Below are 15,633 nucleotides of genomic sequence, written 5' to 3' on the forward strand. Positions count from 1 at the left end.
ATAAAAAAGTTTAATTTCAATTGAAGCTCTTGACAGCTTGAATTAGTTATTGAATAACGTGTAAACTGTTGGTTAAATATTGAGTTGAATCGAACAATAGGATGGGTTCAGCGTTGGCCAAAATAATTGTAATAACATCAGGTAAAGGTGGAGTAGGAAAAACTACTTCTTCAGCAGCTATATCTTCAGGTCTTGCTTTGCTTGGGCATAAGACTGTAGTTATTGATTTTGATATCGGGTTAAGAAATCTGGATATCATTATGGGCTGCGAAAGGCGGGTCGTATACGACTTTGTGAATGTCATAAACGGTGAGGCAAGTCTAAACCAGGCACTCATTAAAGACAAACGTGTTCCCAATCTTTGCATACTTCCCGCATCACAAACACGGGATAAGGATGCCCTTACGCTCGAAGGTGTTGAAAAAATTCTTAATGAGTTATCAAAAGATTTTGATTTTATCATTTGTGATTCACCAGCAGGGATTGAAACTGGCGCACTAATGGCAATGTACTTTGCTGATCACGCGATTGTAGTTACTAATCCTGAGGTTTCATCTGTTCGAGACTCTGATCGAATTTTGGGTATATTAGCAAGCAAAACCAAAAGAGCCATTGATAATGCAGCACCTATTCAAGAGCACTTATTATTAACACGCTACGATCCTGACCGTGTTGAGTGCGGCGAAATGCTCTCGGTAAATGATGTCAAAGAAATATTAGCTATTCCACTCATCGGAGTTATTCCCGAGTCAAAATCTGTTTTAAAAGCTTCAAATACTGGTACTCCAGTAATTCTAGATGAAGCAAGCGATGCAGGCATTGCTTATCAGGATGCTATTGCTCGTTTTCTGGGTGAAGAAAGACCAATGCGCTTCATAAGCAATGAACGTAAAGGAATATTGCGTCGCTTATTCGGAAAAAATAAGGAGGAATTGGCAATATGAGTATATTTAATTACTTACGTAGAAGAAACTCTACTGCATCAGTTGCCAAAGAGCGATTACAAATTATTATCTCTCATGAACGTTCTCAGCGCAGTACGCCGGATTATTTACCTAAACTGCAAGAAGAAATTCTTGCAGTCATAGCTAAGTACGTAAATATTACTCGCGATCAAGTAAGTGTCAACCTTGAACGAACCGGAGACAGTGCTGTATTAGAGCTTAATATTACGATGCCGGATGATATTTTAGAAGATGCATAGTAAATTAGAATATTCTTTTCGTCGACCTCCTCTTATGGCGGTATCTATCGTCATGTTTTACTGAACATGACTAAGACAGGAAAGAGATAAATGAAAAGCATGTCAACAAAAGAAAATTATTAACTATCTTGTTTTAATGAAATCCAAGCTCATTGATTTGTTCAAAACCTTAATACCTTATAAAAAATAAAAAATCCAAACTGTTTGCTTATTGATCTTATAGTGGTATTATCTTCCTTCCGCGTGAGGCATCAAGTAGTTTATTGCCTCATATACGACTTATCTTCTCAATCATGGATAATTTTGAGAACTGGTATTCACTTGATTTTTAATTAATAAAACGGGTTTGTCGTGTAGATAATAAACAAAGAGCGATATTTTTATCCCCTCCTAAAAGCGAACACGATTTGATTTATTGATTGCCTTCTTTCTCTACTTTCTAATTTAGCTTACGACCTTAAATTCGCCGTTATCTTTGTTGTATTTGAATACGATAAACTATTTTAAAATTAGCGAGGGCAATTGTATGTCAAAACGTAAATACGAGAAGTCGGAAGAAACTTCTTCCACTCATAAATTAGCTAAAGTCTCTTCTCAAGTAAACAATTATTCGGAAAATTTAATTGTTTATAACAATTGTCTTAAACTCAATCCAAAAAATGATGAAGCTTTGGTACGCAGAAGTGAAATTTACAGAAAGCAAGGAAATCAGGCTGCTGCTTTAGCTGATTTAGACCAGGCTATTATTATTAATCCTAGCAATACTCAAGCTTTTGTATTCCGAGGGGTGATCAATGGACTACAACGAAATTTTGCTGCTGCTTTAGCTGATTTAGACCAGGCTATTGTTCTTGAGCCGAATAATGTCCATGCTGTGGCAATCCGAGGTGCGACTTATAGAATGCAAGGAAACCTGGAGGCTGCATTAGATGATTTGAACAGGGCTATGGAGCTTGCTCCTAATCATCCACTTGCTTTAATAAACCGAGGTATGATTTATAAAATTCAAGGAAAGTTGGATGCCGCATTAGCTGATTTAGACCAGGATATTATTCTTAGGCCAAATAATATCAATTCGTTAGCTCACCGAGGTGAGCTTTATAGACTACAAGGAAAATTCGATGCTGCATTATCTGATTTGAACCAGGCTATTGGTATCAATCCGAACGAGATACATGCTTTAACTAATCGAGGTGAGGTTTATAGACTACAAGGAAAACTGGATGCTGCATTAGTAGATTTAAACAAGATTCTTGTTATTGATCCAAAGAAAGACTTTGTTTTATCAATCCGAGCCGATATTTATAAAATACAAGGAAACCTGGATGCTGCATTAGCTGATTTAGAGATGGCTATTTCTATTAATCCCGATAGTGCCTTATTTTTAACATTCCGAGGTGAGGTATATAGGAGACAAGGAAGCTTGGGTGCTGCATTAGTTGATTTGAACCGGGCTATTTCTATTAATCCGAATTATTCCCCTGCTTTAGCCAACAGAGGTGAAGTTTATAGAGAAAAAAGAAACCTGATTGCTGCATTAGCTGATTTGAACCGGGCTATTGAGCTTGAGCCGAATAATGTCCTTGCTTTAGCAAACCGAGGTGCGGTTTATAGAATACAACAAAGCGACCGTGATGCATTAACTGATCTGAACCGATCTATTGAGCTTGATCCAAATAATACCTTAGCTTTAGCAAACCGAGGCGCGGTTTATATTAACCTAAACTGGCTGGATGTTGCCTTACCTGATTTGAACCGGGCTATTGAGGTTGATCCGAATAATGCCCTTGCATTAGCAAACCGAGGTGAGGTATCTAGAAAACAAGGAAATTTGAGTGCAGCATTAACTGATTTAGACCGGGCTATAGAGATTGATCCGAATAATACCCTCGCATTAGCAAACCGAGGTGAGGTATCTAGAAAACAAGGAAATTTGGGCGCAGCATTAACTGATTTAGACCGGGCTATTATTCTTGATCCGAATAATGCCTTAGCTTTTGGTAGCCGAGGTGAGCTTTATTTCCGTCAAGAAAATCTGTCTGCAGCATTAACTGTACAGTGGACCCCATTGTCAAGACAGCGATCCGTTTAATTTAAGATATAACTTTAATTCTACTTTCTTTCGTTGACGAGGGTGCGTAGCACACGAGTCAACCACAATAGCAGTTAATGAAACACCTGTTATTGAGCCTGTGGGTATGTGGGCGCGAAGCCATCGAGTGTGGTCAAGCGGTGGATAACGTCTTTTTGTTATCCATGGCTTGTCCACATGTCCCGAAGGGCGATGGCTGATCCGCAGGACGCGTCCACATATCCACAGGCATTCCATTACGCTGCAGCCTCATATAGGCCAGCATAAACCTCTGACGGCGTGTATATTCCAAATGATTGATGAGGTCTTTCGTCGTTATAAAACTTGAAATACACCCTTAAACCATTTCGTAGTGCTAAAACTGTTCCGTATTCTTTTATGTAAATATCTTCATATTTGACTGAACGCCATAGCCGTTCAATGAACACATTATCCATCCATCGACCTTTCCCGTCCATGCTAATTTTGATGTCATGGTCTTTTAAAACATCGGTAAACGCCTTACTGGTAAACTGGGAGCCTTGATCCGTATTAAAAATATCAGGCCTGCCGTGGAGCCTGATGGCGCTCTCCAACGCGCTTACACAAAAGTCATCATCCATGCTGTTTGATACCTTCCAAGAGAGCACCTTGCGGCTATACCAGTCCATTATTGCCACCAAATATACAAAGCCTCCTTGCATCCTAACGTAGGTAATATCGGTGCACCAAACCTGATTGGGTCGATCAATCACTAAACCACGTAGCAAGTAGGGATAAACCTTTTGTTCCTTGTTCTTTTTACTCGTATTCGGCTTTGGTGCCACTGAAACCAGACCCATGATCCGCATCAAACGCTGCACTCTCTTACGGTTAACGTCATGGCCAAGGCGACGTAAATAAGAACGCATCTTTCTGCTTCCATAGAAAGGATGGCGCATGTATTCCTCATCAATCAAGACCATCAAAGCCAGATTCTCTGGGCTCTCGGTACATATTCCTTCGCCAGCAGTGCGATAGTAGCTAGCGCGTGACAAATTAACCAATGCACATTGGCGTACGATGCTGAGTGTAGGGTGATTGACATCAATCATGGCTCGCTTCTCCCGCACGCTCAACTTAGATGACCGGTCTTTTTTTTAAGCCAGTCTAACTCAACCGCTAGCTGGCCTATTTGCGTGTATAATCGATCTCGTTCTTGTATGATGGAGTCCATGTCTTTGTCATGCTTGCCGCTAAACAATTGCTTGCTTCCATCCAGTAATTGTTTTTTCCACAGATTGATTTGTGTTGCATGCACCTCAAATTCAGATGCCAATTCATTGGTCGTCTTGTGACTTTTTAATGCCTCAATTGCTACCTTTGCTTTGAAGTCAGATGTAAATTTTTTTTTAGCCACTTGGTACCCCGTTTAACAATGGTTTCTATTTTACACCACTGTCTCATTTTTGGGGTCCACTATACTGATTTAGAGCAAGCTGTTAAACTCAATAACCAAAATGGGGAGGTGCTTGTATGTATTGCCAGAATTTATCATCAACAGGGCAAACTTAATAATGCATTGAAAACATATGATAAAGCAAATAAACTTATTAAATCTTCAGAACTTTTAAAAGAACAGGCTGTTATTTACAAATTGTTAGGTAATGAGAAGGACGCCATTTTGTCACAACATAAAGCGCATTTACAGCAATTAGATGAAGGAAAAGTACCATCATTGCAGGCGTATGGAAAATGGACATTTTTCAAGCAGGAGACTACTGTATTTGGCACAGGAGAAATATTCCGTACCATACATCTTGAAAGGATCAGAGAGCTTTTGCTATCCAATGATATTAATCCGGTTACTATTGTGACGATGCGGGAGAAACTGAATCAATCTCCTGCCTTTAACCACTTACCATCAATTTTTTCACAACTTGATCGGATTGATCTACAAACAAGAAACCAACACGTACGCAACTTTTCAGACAATACGAGCAAAACAACACCTTGATTTTACGGGGCTTTGTTGGCTCACCCATCATAGCCCATGGTAATATAACAAAAACTACTTGTTATCAAATAATTGTTAATCTTTGAGCGTGAAAAAAAATAATTAATTGGCAACTTTTATGTCAGATTTATCAGAATTAATCCAGCTTATATCTGTTAACTCAAATTCGGTCCGTTAGTTGGTACGTCTTCATCTGCTTTTTCACTTGCTTTTTCTTTTTCTAATTCACTTTTAATTGATTTGAACAATCTTTCTGTAGAAGAACTCAATGAAAATAAGTTACTAAAAAAACCGGGTGAACGCTTCTCAAATAAAGCTTGGCTCTTTTCAGCTTCATACTTCATAATCGATCCTAAAAGTTGTGTGGCAGTAAGGGTATTTTGACCTGCAATATCGTTATACATTGTTTTTATAGCATCGAACTTAGCTCGAGTTTTAGGATCTTCTGGATTGGATAAAGGAATCTCCTCCATTCTTTTATATAGTTTGCTTAATATACGATGCTGCTGGTCACTTGATTCTTTAAAAACATTGGGTGGGGGTGGAAAAATATAAAAACTTTCTTTATCAGGTTGACCCGCTATTAACAGTGTCTTATATTTAGGACTGACAAAAAAATATTTGGAAACATCGGTTGCAAAACCAAGAACAACCTCCACGATATTTAAAGCGGAGGTACGACAGGTATTAGATATGTGTATTTCCTGAACCTCTTTTGAAATTTTCTCAACCTTAGCCTGATCTGAAACAGTAAAGTTACAATCTTTCAGTGCCTTGAGCTCAAATCTAACCTCGTCATTATCTGCCTCTTCACTAACTGGAACATAGCACTTAATTGCCTCATCCTCCATAATTTTTTTGTCCGTAACTTCTTCATTAGGATGATTTTTACGATAAACTCTGAGAATACCTGCACTTATATCAGGATTTACTAACTGTTTTTTTTCAATCTCAGCAGTAAGTTCTAAAAATTGTTTAAATTGCTCATAATTAATAGCATAAGCCTGGTAATTAATAACTGCTACACTATCTTTACTGCGCCATAATCCTTCATCAGTAATTCTGGATAAGGTTCCGAAACTGATCGCCTTCCCAGTCATCAATACTGTTTTACCAAAATCAGGATCAATGTCATTAGTTTTACCGACCCTAGCCAATAGTTTTGGTGACCCATTATGCATTACTCCCAGCATCATAAAACTATGTATGTCTTGTTTCACTATGGAAACAAAGTACTCATCCTTCTTGCTCATTGTTATAGAATCGGTCATGACAACTCCAGCAATTGTTTTTTATATGTACTATTATTTTAATAGTAGAACATTAATTGCTAGTGAGATGTACTATGGGTAAAAAAATACTTTTCGTATTTTCCGGAACTGGCGACAAAGCTAAAGATGTGAAATGGTCTTATGATCAGCAAACCTTTAAGGATGATGTAGTAAGAGTATATTTCAATGGCTGCCAAGACTTTTCTATTGGAGGTAAAACTCCAGGCGTAGGATACCTTTCGCCCAACCTGGATGTTGTTTCTTCGAAATTACGTGATTGCTTCAATATTAAAGGTGAATTGTCATTTTCTAAATTAAAAAGAAAATTTGGTAATTCCATTATTATTGAGGGTGTTAATTCTGATGATGCGCCAGTAGACTCTATTAATTTAGCTGGTTTTAGTCGAGGGGCAGTAACTACTTTTGCTGCAGCGCGTCATCTAGATGATTTGAACATACCTATAGCTCTCTTTGCCGAGGACCCAGTACCTGGTAATAGCAAACAAAATGCAAAAAAGAAAGGCACCGAATTTTATAAAAATCACGATTTACGTGATTGCAAAAATTTACATCAGGCCGATGTTATTTTAGGTGTATATAAAAAAAATGTTGATCCCCTACATAATAAATTTTATAGACAAATGGCTCCTTTATTTAGTGAGCAGTGTAACGCATCAATTTCTACATTACCAAAAACCTATCATCTTAAATTCAGTCTGAAAAGTTTAAATCACAAAGTTGATTATCTTGAGAAATCAGGACTTATTGATGTGATATGGGTCCGCATGTCTGGAACAAAATTAAGGAAAAATAAGAGCTATTCATCCATCATTTATAGTTAAAAATTCACTCAAATTAACCTATTTAAACCTACTCAATACCGTATGAATAGTGATTGCTACTACGAATTGTCTTAGGTCATTTTACCACAACTCTATCAGAATGACTTATCCACAAGTCCACAGGTCAGGAGAGCTTCACTTTCTCGTATAGGCCTGTGGGCCTTGTGGGTAAGTCATGACGCTCTCATTTAGGGTTTATGGTCTTTTCCGGCCATAATACACCTCTGCGGGCGTTAAATAATTAAAGGACTGGTGAAGCCTTCGGTTATTATAATACTCAAAATACTCCGTTAAGGCCAGCTCAACCTCTTCAATTGTATCAAAATCATACCGGTAGATTTTTTCTTGCTTAACACTACGCCACAATCGCTCGATAAATATATTATCTAAATAACGTCCTCGCCCATCCATGCTGATAGAAATGTGGTGAGATTTTAGCGTATTTATCCAATCTTTTGAGGTAAATTGAGAACCCTGATCCGTGTTAAAGATCTCACAACGCGAATGCAGCAAAGCGTTTCTAAGCGCCTCAATACAAAATTCAGCCTCCATAGTAGGTGAAATAGCCCATCCAATCACATAACGACTATACCAGTCCATAATAGCTACTAAATACACATGCTTTCCTTTCATGCGGATGTAGGTGATATCTGCGGCCCAAACCTGATTTGGTTTGGTGATATCCACCTCTTTTAATAAATAAGGGAACACCTCATGCTCCTTATTGGGAACGCTTGTATTTGGCTTTGGGTAAACAGTCGATAACCCCATCATTTCCATCAACTTTTTTACTCGACGTTTACCAACAGGATAGCCTACTTCTTTTGACAGCCATCTTGCCCGCTTAATTTTACCTTCACATGGATACTGCAGATAGTGCTCATCAAGTAGCGCCATAAGCGCTTCATCTTCGACAGAAATGGGCTTGGCACTATAATAATAACTTGAAACAGGCAAGTCTAATAGCAAGCATTGTTCACGAATGGTGAGCTCGGCAAGAGGATCAATCATGACGCGCTTTTCATCCAGACTAAAGTTCATGCTTTTTTTTTAGCCAAGATAGCTGCGCTTGAAGTCGACCAATTTCTTGATATAATGCCTCAACAAGCTGCTCTTGGGACTTGGCTTCTTTTTCATTAGCCCCAGAGAATAAATCGTTAATGGCTTTGATGGCCGATTGCTTCCAAGTTTTTACCTGCGTTGCGTGAACACCGTATTCACTGGTAATTTGCGCTTGTGTGAGTTTCCCCTCAATCGCAGCTAGCGTTATTTTTGCCTTCTTGGCCGCCGTATAATAAGCTCGCTTTTTAGACATTTTATTCTCCTCTTTGTATTAAGAAGAATAGCTCTTAAAAAACCTTTTTTTGTGTCCAGAAAACCGCGCCTATATTAATGATCCAAAGTATTATCCTGAAGAAAAAGACTCTATGTTTTTCGTGCCAAAGATATTACAACAAAAATTCCATGTTGGTGTTAATGGACGAGTAAAACTATCAGATCGATATAAGAATCTATTATACTATCATATCAATATAAAGGGACGAGAAGTTGAACGTAGAGCAAGTATCAAATTGGGTCAAAGTTTATATGCATTGGATCTTGTACCAAATTTTACTTCTAAGGATGAGCTTTATAAAAAAATAAGCACTGATAATTCTGATAATGGCAAAGCATTAAGAGAGTTCATAGTCGAATTTGAAAATATTAATCAATATATTTTTAGAAAAATTGATGATGAGAACATCAAAAAAGCAATGGATAAATTTAGAGTCGCAGTTTATGAACAATTACATTCATTTCCTATTGAAGCTGCTACTCTCAGCCAAAAACAAGAATTTCACAACCATATTTTAAATAGTTTAAAAAGGGTTAAAGAAGAAATCCCAAGTAAATACTATTCTGAGCTTAAAAAACATATGGGTACTTTTTTGAAAGAGAATGTGATTTTTCATCCTGGATTATCAACATATCTGGATGAAACACAAACATATCAGACTAAACCCAAAAACATGAAGGATAGTTCTAAGGCAATAGTTGCTATTAGAGATGCAACAAATGCAGATGAAATAGCTGAGCTTCTATACCAAATGTCAGAAAGTTCAAGAGAAGCAGCATCAGAGATCATCATCTCAAATTTACTTCCACTGATCACAAATGCAAACCAATTAGGAACTATTATCCGTTTTATTCCCCCCTTAAAAATTGAAGCGATGTTAAGAAAACCGGGAATAATCTCACTACTGGAAAATATGGATGACCTCAATGGAGTGATGAGTATGATGTTTACAGCAGATCAGCGAAAAATGGTCTTTAATGCCACGAAGAATTTTATCAAGGATATGAAACCCAACTTTGCCCAATTGGGGGAGTGCATACAATACTTGTCGAATGATCAAATTAAAGCACTCTTGAAAACAATCTCGTTTAGTACTATCCAATCAGATTCAAGTGAAGACATGATTAGACTTTTTGAAAAATTAAGTACGAACCAATTTAATAAAATATTGCCAATTGTAGATAAAAAAATAGCAGAATACTTGGGAAAAAGAATTGGATACGACGATGGAAAAGGGCTGCATGATTTTCTAAAAACTAAAGCGAGTGATGCCGATGCCCTGAAGGCATTCAAAACAATCTTTCCAGATGTCTCAAAAATTATAAGCACCCAAAAAAATTATAAATCTCAGTTAACCTCTTTAACTACTGAGCCGAGTCTTGATGATAATTCGGAGCTTAAAATTTAATAGAGAGGTTCCTATTATCAACCAGGGCTTGTTGACCATTTATCTTTTACAACCCTATCACCCTACCTACTGCAGCTTGTTTGACATCCAGAGGAAATACGAAAAAAAACAGAAAAATTGCTCGCCAAGATCTCTAACTGGATCCCGCGAACAAGTCGCGGGATGTCGAAATACCAATTGTCGGCAGATCACAGATGTTTTTACCATCTCTAGATCATAGTATTTTATACTATCTCTGTTTCTACATCATCTTTAGCTATCATTTTACTTCTGGATTTTACTTCATTTAATGAAGAGGGACGACGTAGCTCGTCATCAGCAAAATCATCTACTTTAATAATTTCTTGCCTCGCTATCTCAGCTTCTTCCAATTGTTTGGCTTCGACTGGGGTTAATATCTCACAATGTAACGCTTCTTTAATCTGATCAAGGAAAGTCAGAGATTTTAATACATGATCTTTCGCTGCTTTCATGACCTTTTTCTCTAATTCCTCTGCAGCACATACTTTATGGAATGCTTCTTCTAGCCGGCCTAATGGGCAATTTTCACCTGCTTCATGGTATACCAGACGGGTTAGGCGATTTCGAGTTTCATTAGGTTCAATTAAAATTCTTGCTAGTTTATGTCCTAAGTGGTCATCAGGTTTATTTCTTCTATTTCCTAAAGGTTTTAAAATTAAATGCAAAGCTATTCTAGCCCAGCGTGCAGGGAAATTAATAATAACACCGTGCATGGCTGTTTCACACTCATGTAATAATTGTTGGCAAGAGTACTGAACTAATGGCAAATCGGCTTGTGGCTCCCCATCCTCATAAAAACGTTTCAGTACTGCTGACGCCATATATAAACAACTTAGCATATCGCCTAGACGGGCTGATAATTTCTCTTTACGCTTCAAATTCCCGCCTATAACAGCCATAGAAAAATCAGCAAGAAATGCCAAATTAGTACTGTATTTATGTATCAATTGGTAATATCTTTTCACGCTACTCGGGGGGGCTTTGGTCATCCATGCATCAGTCCATGCAAATATTAAAGACTTAGTGAAATTAGCTATAACAAATCCTACATGTCCAAAAAACACCTTATCAAACTCTGTTAAATCATTGTTTCTTACACTTTCAAGCTCTTTAAAAACATAGGGATGGCAACGAACTGCACCTTGACCAAAAATAATCAAACTACGCGTTAGAATATTAGCCCCTTCTACGGTAATCGCAATTGGAGTGCCTTGATAACCTCTGCCTAGATAGTTATTGGGACCAAGACAAATCCCTTTTCCACCATGAATATCCATACCATCACAGGCAAGCTGTCGAGCACGTTCGGTGGTATGATATTTTAATATTGCCCCGGCAACAGAAGGTTTTGCTCCATGATCTATTGCAGCCGCAGCCATAGTTAGAGATGCATCAATTATATATGTAGACGCTGCTATTCGAGCCAATGGCTCTTCAATACCTTCAAATTTACCAATAGATTGATTAAATTGCTTGCGGATTCTTGCATAGGCTCCTGATGCTAAAGCAATGACTTGAGCCCCACCGCTTGCACTTGAAGGTAAGGAGATAGCTCTGCCTGCACTTAGGCATTCCATTAGCATGCTCCAGCCATGACCCGCCATTTCTTGTCCACCAATTAAATAATCCATAGGAACAAATACATCTTTACCCTGGGTAGGACCATTCAGAAATCCAATATTTAAGGGGAAATGCCTACGCCCTTTTGTAACACCCTGTGTATCTGCTGGAATAAGTGCACAAGTGATGCCTATATCCTCACCTTTTCCTAATAAATTATCAGGGTCAAACATTCTGAATGCCAATCCTATAACTGTAGCTACAGGACATAAGGTGATGTAACGTTTATTCCAGTTTAGACGCACTCCAAGAACCTGCTCACCATTAAATTCCTGACGACATACAATCCCTTCATCTGGAATTGAAGCTGCATCAGAACCAGCATTTGGTCCTGTTAAAGCGAAACAGGGAACTTCACGACCGTCTGCCAATCGAGGTAAATAATAGTTTTTTTGTGCTTCTGTGCCGTATTTAAGCAACAATTCACCTGGGCCTAATGAGTTAGGTACGCAAATAGTAGTGGCTGCAGTAATTGATAGACCATAAATTTTAACAAGAATTGACATTTGAGCAGTAGCTGAGAATTCCAAACCACCATATTGTTTAGGAATAATCATCCCTAAAAAACGATTTTCTTTAATAAATTTCCATACTTCCGGAGGTAGATCAGTGTGATTATGAGTAATATCCCAATCATCAATCATGGCACAAAGCTCTTGGACTGGACCATCCATAAACGCCTTTTCTTCCTGCGTTAAAGACACAGCTGGTGCTTTTCTTAACAATGAAAAATTTGGAGCACCACTAAATAAGTCCCCTTCCCAGCTGACAGTTCCCGCCTCTAATGCCTCTCGTTCAGTAGAGGACATTGCAGGCATTGCTTTAGTTACTATTTTAAAAAGATGCTTTGATAATAATTCTCTTCTTAAGGATTTTATGGAACTTAAAACTAAAAGAATGGCTATGGACCATAAAAGGATCTCAGTGAATAATCCTGGATTGCCATAGTTCATAACCAAGGCCGCAAACATCGAAAAACAAATTGCCCATACTGAAATTGAAGCTTGCCGGGTTAATAAAATCCCTGTAGCTACTATTGTTGCAAGTATTAAAATAGCGTGTAACACAGCCCTTCTCCTTAGTTATCTGCAGCCTGATTTAAAAAATCAGATATTTTATTAAATTATAGTGCATCCACAGCAGCTATTATCATTTTTGAAACAGATTCTGGGTCCTCCATTGGGAATAAATGTGTTCCCTTGATTTTAAGACATTTTATTTTAAAATGATTTTTCATATACCGAACATCCATTCTATCAACCACAGAGCTTTTGTCACCATATATCAACACAGAAGGAGTTAATAATTTCCCTTTATATTGGGGAATAACATGTGGGATGGTACGATATATTTGATATTCAATATGCCTGTCAAAACGAAGATGATACCCATCTTCTTTGCACTCCAAGCCATAAGTGATGTAATCATTTAAACATTCATCAGTAAAGGTTTTGAATAAGTCACGAGTTCTTAAGTAACGGAGCAGTTGATCGTGATTTTGCCAATACTCTCGTCTTCCCCTGGTTCTAAATGCTGGGGTGATGCGATCTATAATACCCAACGATTTAGCCAGTTTCACCATATTGGATTTTAAAGGTCCAATAAGAGGAGAATCCAGCATAATCACTCCTTTGAACAATTGAGGCTCCTCTATTGCTGCCAATAAACTTAATACGCCACCTAAAGAATGTCCTAAACCTATTACTGGCTGTCTCGCTTGTCTTTTAATACTGGCAATAAGTTCTTTTACTAGGTTATGCCAATTTTCACTTACAGGAAAAAGAGGGTTATGACCAATTCTGTCTATATAACAATAATCAAATCGCTCTTCCAAATGATCTAACATTTGTTTATAGCAAAGAGAGGGAAATCCATTACCGTGAGCAAAATGGATTAGCTCCTTCATAGAATAACCATCTTATTACTTTCTGCTTTTAATGAGTAAATAGCAAAACCAAAATACAGAGCCATTATAACCAATATAACAAAGCCCAATCCCGGGAACATTGCATCAAACGTTAACATCATTATCAATACCAAAAGCATGGGAGTAGTAGCCACCATAAACATCCGGCTGGATTGGGTAAAAGAAATTTTAAATGAAAAAAAGATACTTGAAAAAACCTGACCCAAAAATGCAAGAACTAAAAAAATCACCACAAACATAGAATAGAATATAGCGACTACTATAGGGTAAATTAGTAACTCAGAAGCATATTTTAATCCTGCCATGTTGTTCTCATCGACTATTTTTTTACCACTAAATGCAAAATTAGACCCTTTACCAAACGATTGGGTTAAAGGAACACCTGGATTAATTTCTGTTGAGCTTGAAGCAAATAATTTGGGGGTTGGTATTTTAAAATCAATTTTATCTTTAGTAATGAGAATATTAAGATTCGGATATTTCGGACCAAACTTATCTATTGTTCCACTCGTATCAACAATTAAAACCACCTGATTTTTTTTATTTTTAACAAGGTAGGGCATTGGTTTATCTAATGATGCCTCGCCATTTTGTACGTAAATAGTAGGCAATAGTAGAAGTGGCTCAATAATTTGCTCGTTAAATGACTGATTTAAATTACTGCTCATTCTCACTGCAAATGGAATAGACAATACTGCAACAGCTAACAGAAGATAAATTAACCCAAGACCACGCCAACGCTTACCCACATCAACATACAAACGCCTTGAGTAAAAAGACATATAAAGTGCCTCCCAATAACGATAGACGGGAGCATCAATTAGCTTTAATTTATTTTTTGCTTTAGCCACGCCATTCTCCAATTCGTTTACCTGTTTTCTGATGAAATACATGCACTTTTAATTTCGGTAATTCAACATGTATTTTTCCATTTGCCAAAGGTCGATCCGCAGGAACACGCAAACTAAGACATTCGTCATTTTTAATACACTTACCCTGGATCAGCTTATCAGCTCCCATATCATCAATAAATTCAATCCGAAGTTCAATACCTTGTTGGTTATCCTCCGAGCAGAGCTGAACATGTTCGGGTCTGATGGCTAAAACTAAATGGGTTTTATCTGCCATGTGTTCAGTCCACTCAGGAGCAGGAAAATGAACGCCCAAACTGGATTGAATAATATTAGTATTCTTATCAAATACTCCCTTAAGAAAATTAATTGGATAATGACCTGTAAATCCCGCTACAAAAAGTGTCGCCGGGTTTTGATATAGATCTTGGGGTGTTCCAATTTGTTCAACAAGCCCCTGATTAAGCACCAATACCCGTTCTGCCATAGTCATCGCTTCTGTTTGATCATGGGTTACATACAGGCTGGTTGTATTAAATTGTTGGTGTAGTTTCTTAATTTCATGGCGCATTTCTGTTCGCAATTGGGCATCTAAATTGGATAATGGCTCATCAAATAAAAAAACTGCAGGAGAGCGCACTATAGCTCTTCCCATAGCAACTCTTTGTTTTTGCCCCCCCGAAAGTGCTTGAGGTTTTCTCTCCAAATAAGGTGTTAATTGAAGTAATTTAGCCGCATCAGCAACTCGCCGATGAATCTCTTTAACACTAAAACGTCTCATTTTTAATGCATAAGCCATATTATCAAAAACAGTCATATGAGGATAAAGAGCATAATTTTGAAAGACCATAGCCATGTCTCTTTTCGCAGCAGGAACTTCATTGACGCATTGATTATTAATCTTTATTGTTCCAGAGCTGATTTCATCTAACCCCGCAATTAATCTTAATAAAGTAGATTTACCACAGCCAGAAGGACCAACCACTACCATGAACTCACCTTTTTTAATACTTAAACTTAATTTATTCAAAATGGTTGTTGGTCCAACATGTTTTGATACGTCTATTAAATCAACAGTTGCCATGC

13 protein-coding genes and 1 pseudogene are annotated in these 15,633 nt (G+C 37.6%); 6 read left to right on the top strand and 8 right to left on the bottom strand.

Features of this window, described 5'->3' with window-relative positions:
* The first annotated feature begins 113 nt into the window (after positions 1-113).
* The 3 genes from minD (at position 114) to HRS36_RS10310 (ending at position 3,296) form a co-directional block, all read left to right on the top strand.
* On the top strand, positions 114-944 hold the full coding sequence (gene minD / locus HRS36_RS10300; RefSeq protein ID WP_173237245.1) for a septum site-determining protein MinD: 831 nt from the start codon (positions 114-116) through the stop codon (positions 942-944).
* A complete protein-coding gene (gene minE / locus HRS36_RS10305) occupies positions 941-1,204 on the top strand; it encodes a cell division topological specificity factor MinE (RefSeq protein WP_173237246.1) in 264 nt (87 codons plus the stop codon). Before minD ends, minE begins: the two co-directional genes overlap by 4 nt.
* A gap of 526 nt (positions 1,205-1,730) precedes the next feature.
* The gene (locus HRS36_RS10310; RefSeq protein ID WP_173237247.1) at positions 1,731-3,296 is read left to right on the top strand and encodes a tetratricopeptide repeat protein; all 1,566 of its coding nucleotides are present in this window, start codon (positions 1,731-1,733) and stop codon (positions 3,294-3,296) included.
* A gap of 236 nt (positions 3,297-3,532) precedes the next feature.
* On the opposite strand, the pseudogene HRS36_RS10315 reads toward HRS36_RS10310, so the two are convergent.
* A pseudogene (locus HRS36_RS10315) lies at positions 3,533-4,674 on the bottom strand (IS3 family transposase).
* An 18-nt stretch (positions 4,675-4,692) separates the two neighbouring features.
* Between HRS36_RS10315 and HRS36_RS10320 the strand changes: the two are divergent.
* On the top strand, positions 4,693-5,271 hold the full coding sequence (locus tag HRS36_RS10320) for a tetratricopeptide repeat protein (protein ID WP_173237248.1): 579 nt from the start codon (positions 4,693-4,695) through the stop codon (positions 5,269-5,271).
* 155 nt (positions 5,272-5,426) lie between these two features.
* Here HRS36_RS10320 and HRS36_RS10325 read toward each other — a convergent pair whose 3' ends face one another.
* Entirely contained in the window at positions 5,427-6,542 is a 1,116-nt protein-coding gene (locus HRS36_RS10325) for a hypothetical protein (protein ID WP_173237249.1), read from the bottom strand.
* 74 nt (positions 6,543-6,616) lie between these two features.
* Between HRS36_RS10325 and HRS36_RS10330 the strand changes: the two genes are divergently transcribed.
* Entirely contained in the window at positions 6,617-7,384 is a 768-nt protein-coding gene (locus HRS36_RS10330) for a hypothetical protein (protein WP_173237250.1), read from the top strand.
* A 195-nt stretch (positions 7,385-7,579) separates the two neighbouring features.
* On the opposite strand, the gene HRS36_RS10335 is transcribed toward HRS36_RS10330, so the two are convergent.
* Both HRS36_RS10335 and HRS36_RS10340 read right to left on the bottom strand, forming a co-directional pair.
* The gene (locus HRS36_RS10335; RefSeq protein ID WP_173235473.1) at positions 7,580-8,425 is read right to left on the bottom strand and encodes an IS3 family transposase; all 846 of its coding nucleotides are present in this window, start codon (positions 8,423-8,425) and stop codon (positions 7,580-7,582) included.
* Positions 8,415-8,699, bottom strand: coding sequence for a transposase (locus HRS36_RS10340; protein ID WP_173235475.1), 285 nt, complete (start codon positions 8,697-8,699; stop codon positions 8,415-8,417). Before HRS36_RS10340 ends, HRS36_RS10335 begins: the two co-directional genes overlap by 11 nt.
* A gap of 49 nt (positions 8,700-8,748) precedes the next feature.
* Between HRS36_RS10340 and HRS36_RS10345 the strand changes: the two genes are divergently transcribed.
* The gene (locus HRS36_RS10345; RefSeq protein ID WP_173237251.1) at positions 8,749-10,128 is read left to right on the top strand and encodes a hypothetical protein; all 1,380 of its coding nucleotides are present in this window, start codon (positions 8,749-8,751) and stop codon (positions 10,126-10,128) included.
* Positions 10,129-10,352: 224 nt separating this feature from the next.
* Here the strand turns inward: HRS36_RS10345 and HRS36_RS10350 are convergent, their stop codons facing one another.
* The 4 genes from HRS36_RS10350 to HRS36_RS10365 are packed head-to-tail and all read right to left on the bottom strand — an operon-like array spanning position 10,353 to position 15,631.
* Positions 10,353-12,836, bottom strand: coding sequence for an acyl-CoA dehydrogenase (locus HRS36_RS10350; protein WP_173237252.1), 2,484 nt, complete (start codon positions 12,834-12,836; stop codon positions 10,353-10,355).
* A gap of 56 nt (positions 12,837-12,892) precedes the next feature.
* Positions 12,893-13,675: an alpha/beta fold hydrolase gene (locus tag HRS36_RS10355; protein ID WP_173237253.1), complete on the bottom strand. Its 783-nt coding sequence runs from the start codon at positions 13,673-13,675 to the stop codon at positions 12,893-12,895.
* Positions 13,672-14,547 (bottom strand): DUF1189 family protein, encoded by an 876-nt coding sequence (locus HRS36_RS10360; protein ID WP_226905450.1) that lies wholly within the window; start codon positions 14,545-14,547, stop codon positions 13,672-13,674. Before HRS36_RS10360 ends, HRS36_RS10355 begins: the two co-directional genes overlap by 4 nt.
* Complete coding sequence (locus tag HRS36_RS10365) at positions 14,540-15,631, bottom strand: ABC transporter ATP-binding protein (protein WP_173237255.1); 1,092 nt, start codon at positions 15,629-15,631, stop codon at positions 14,540-14,542. The genes HRS36_RS10360 and HRS36_RS10365 overlap by 8 nt, the downstream gene beginning before the upstream one ends.
* Positions 15,632-15,633 lie beyond the last annotated feature (2 nt).

The organism is Legionella antarctica, from assembly GCF_011764505.1.
Lineage (GTDB): Bacteria > Pseudomonadota > Gammaproteobacteria > Legionellales > Legionellaceae > Legionella > Legionella antarctica.

What these genes read in the sequence shown, in the direction of transcription:
- minE (WP_173237246.1), top strand. Translation starts at nt 941, where the DNA reads ATGAGTATATTTAATTACTTACGTAGAAGAAACTCTACTGCATCAGTT.
- HRS36_RS10310 (WP_173237247.1), top strand. Translation starts at nt 1,731, where the DNA reads ATGTCAAAACGTAAATACGAGAAGTCGGAAGAAACTTCTTCCACTCAT.
- HRS36_RS10320 (WP_173237248.1), top strand. Translation starts at nt 4,693, where the DNA reads ATGGTTTCTATTTTACACCACTGTCTCATTTTTGGGGTCCACTATACT.
- HRS36_RS10325 (WP_173237249.1), bottom strand. Translation starts at nt 6,542, where the DNA reads ATGACCGATTCTATAACAATGAGCAAGAAGGATGAGTACTTTGTTTCC.
- HRS36_RS10330 (WP_173237250.1), top strand. Translation starts at nt 6,617, where the DNA reads ATGGGTAAAAAAATACTTTTCGTATTTTCCGGAACTGGCGACAAAGCT.
- HRS36_RS10335 (WP_173235473.1), bottom strand. Translation starts at nt 8,425, where the DNA reads ATGAACTTTAGTCTGGATGAAAAGCGCGTCATGATTGATCCTCTTGCC.
- HRS36_RS10340 (WP_173235475.1), bottom strand. Translation starts at nt 8,699, where the DNA reads ATGTCTAAAAAGCGAGCTTATTATACGGCGGCCAAGAAGGCAAAAATA.
- HRS36_RS10355 (WP_173237253.1), bottom strand. Translation starts at nt 13,675, where the DNA reads ATGAAGGAGCTAATCCATTTTGCTCACGGTAATGGATTTCCCTCTCTT.
- HRS36_RS10365 (WP_173237255.1), bottom strand. Translation starts at nt 15,631, where the DNA reads ATGGCAACTGTTGATTTAATAGACGTATCAAAACATGTTGGACCAACA.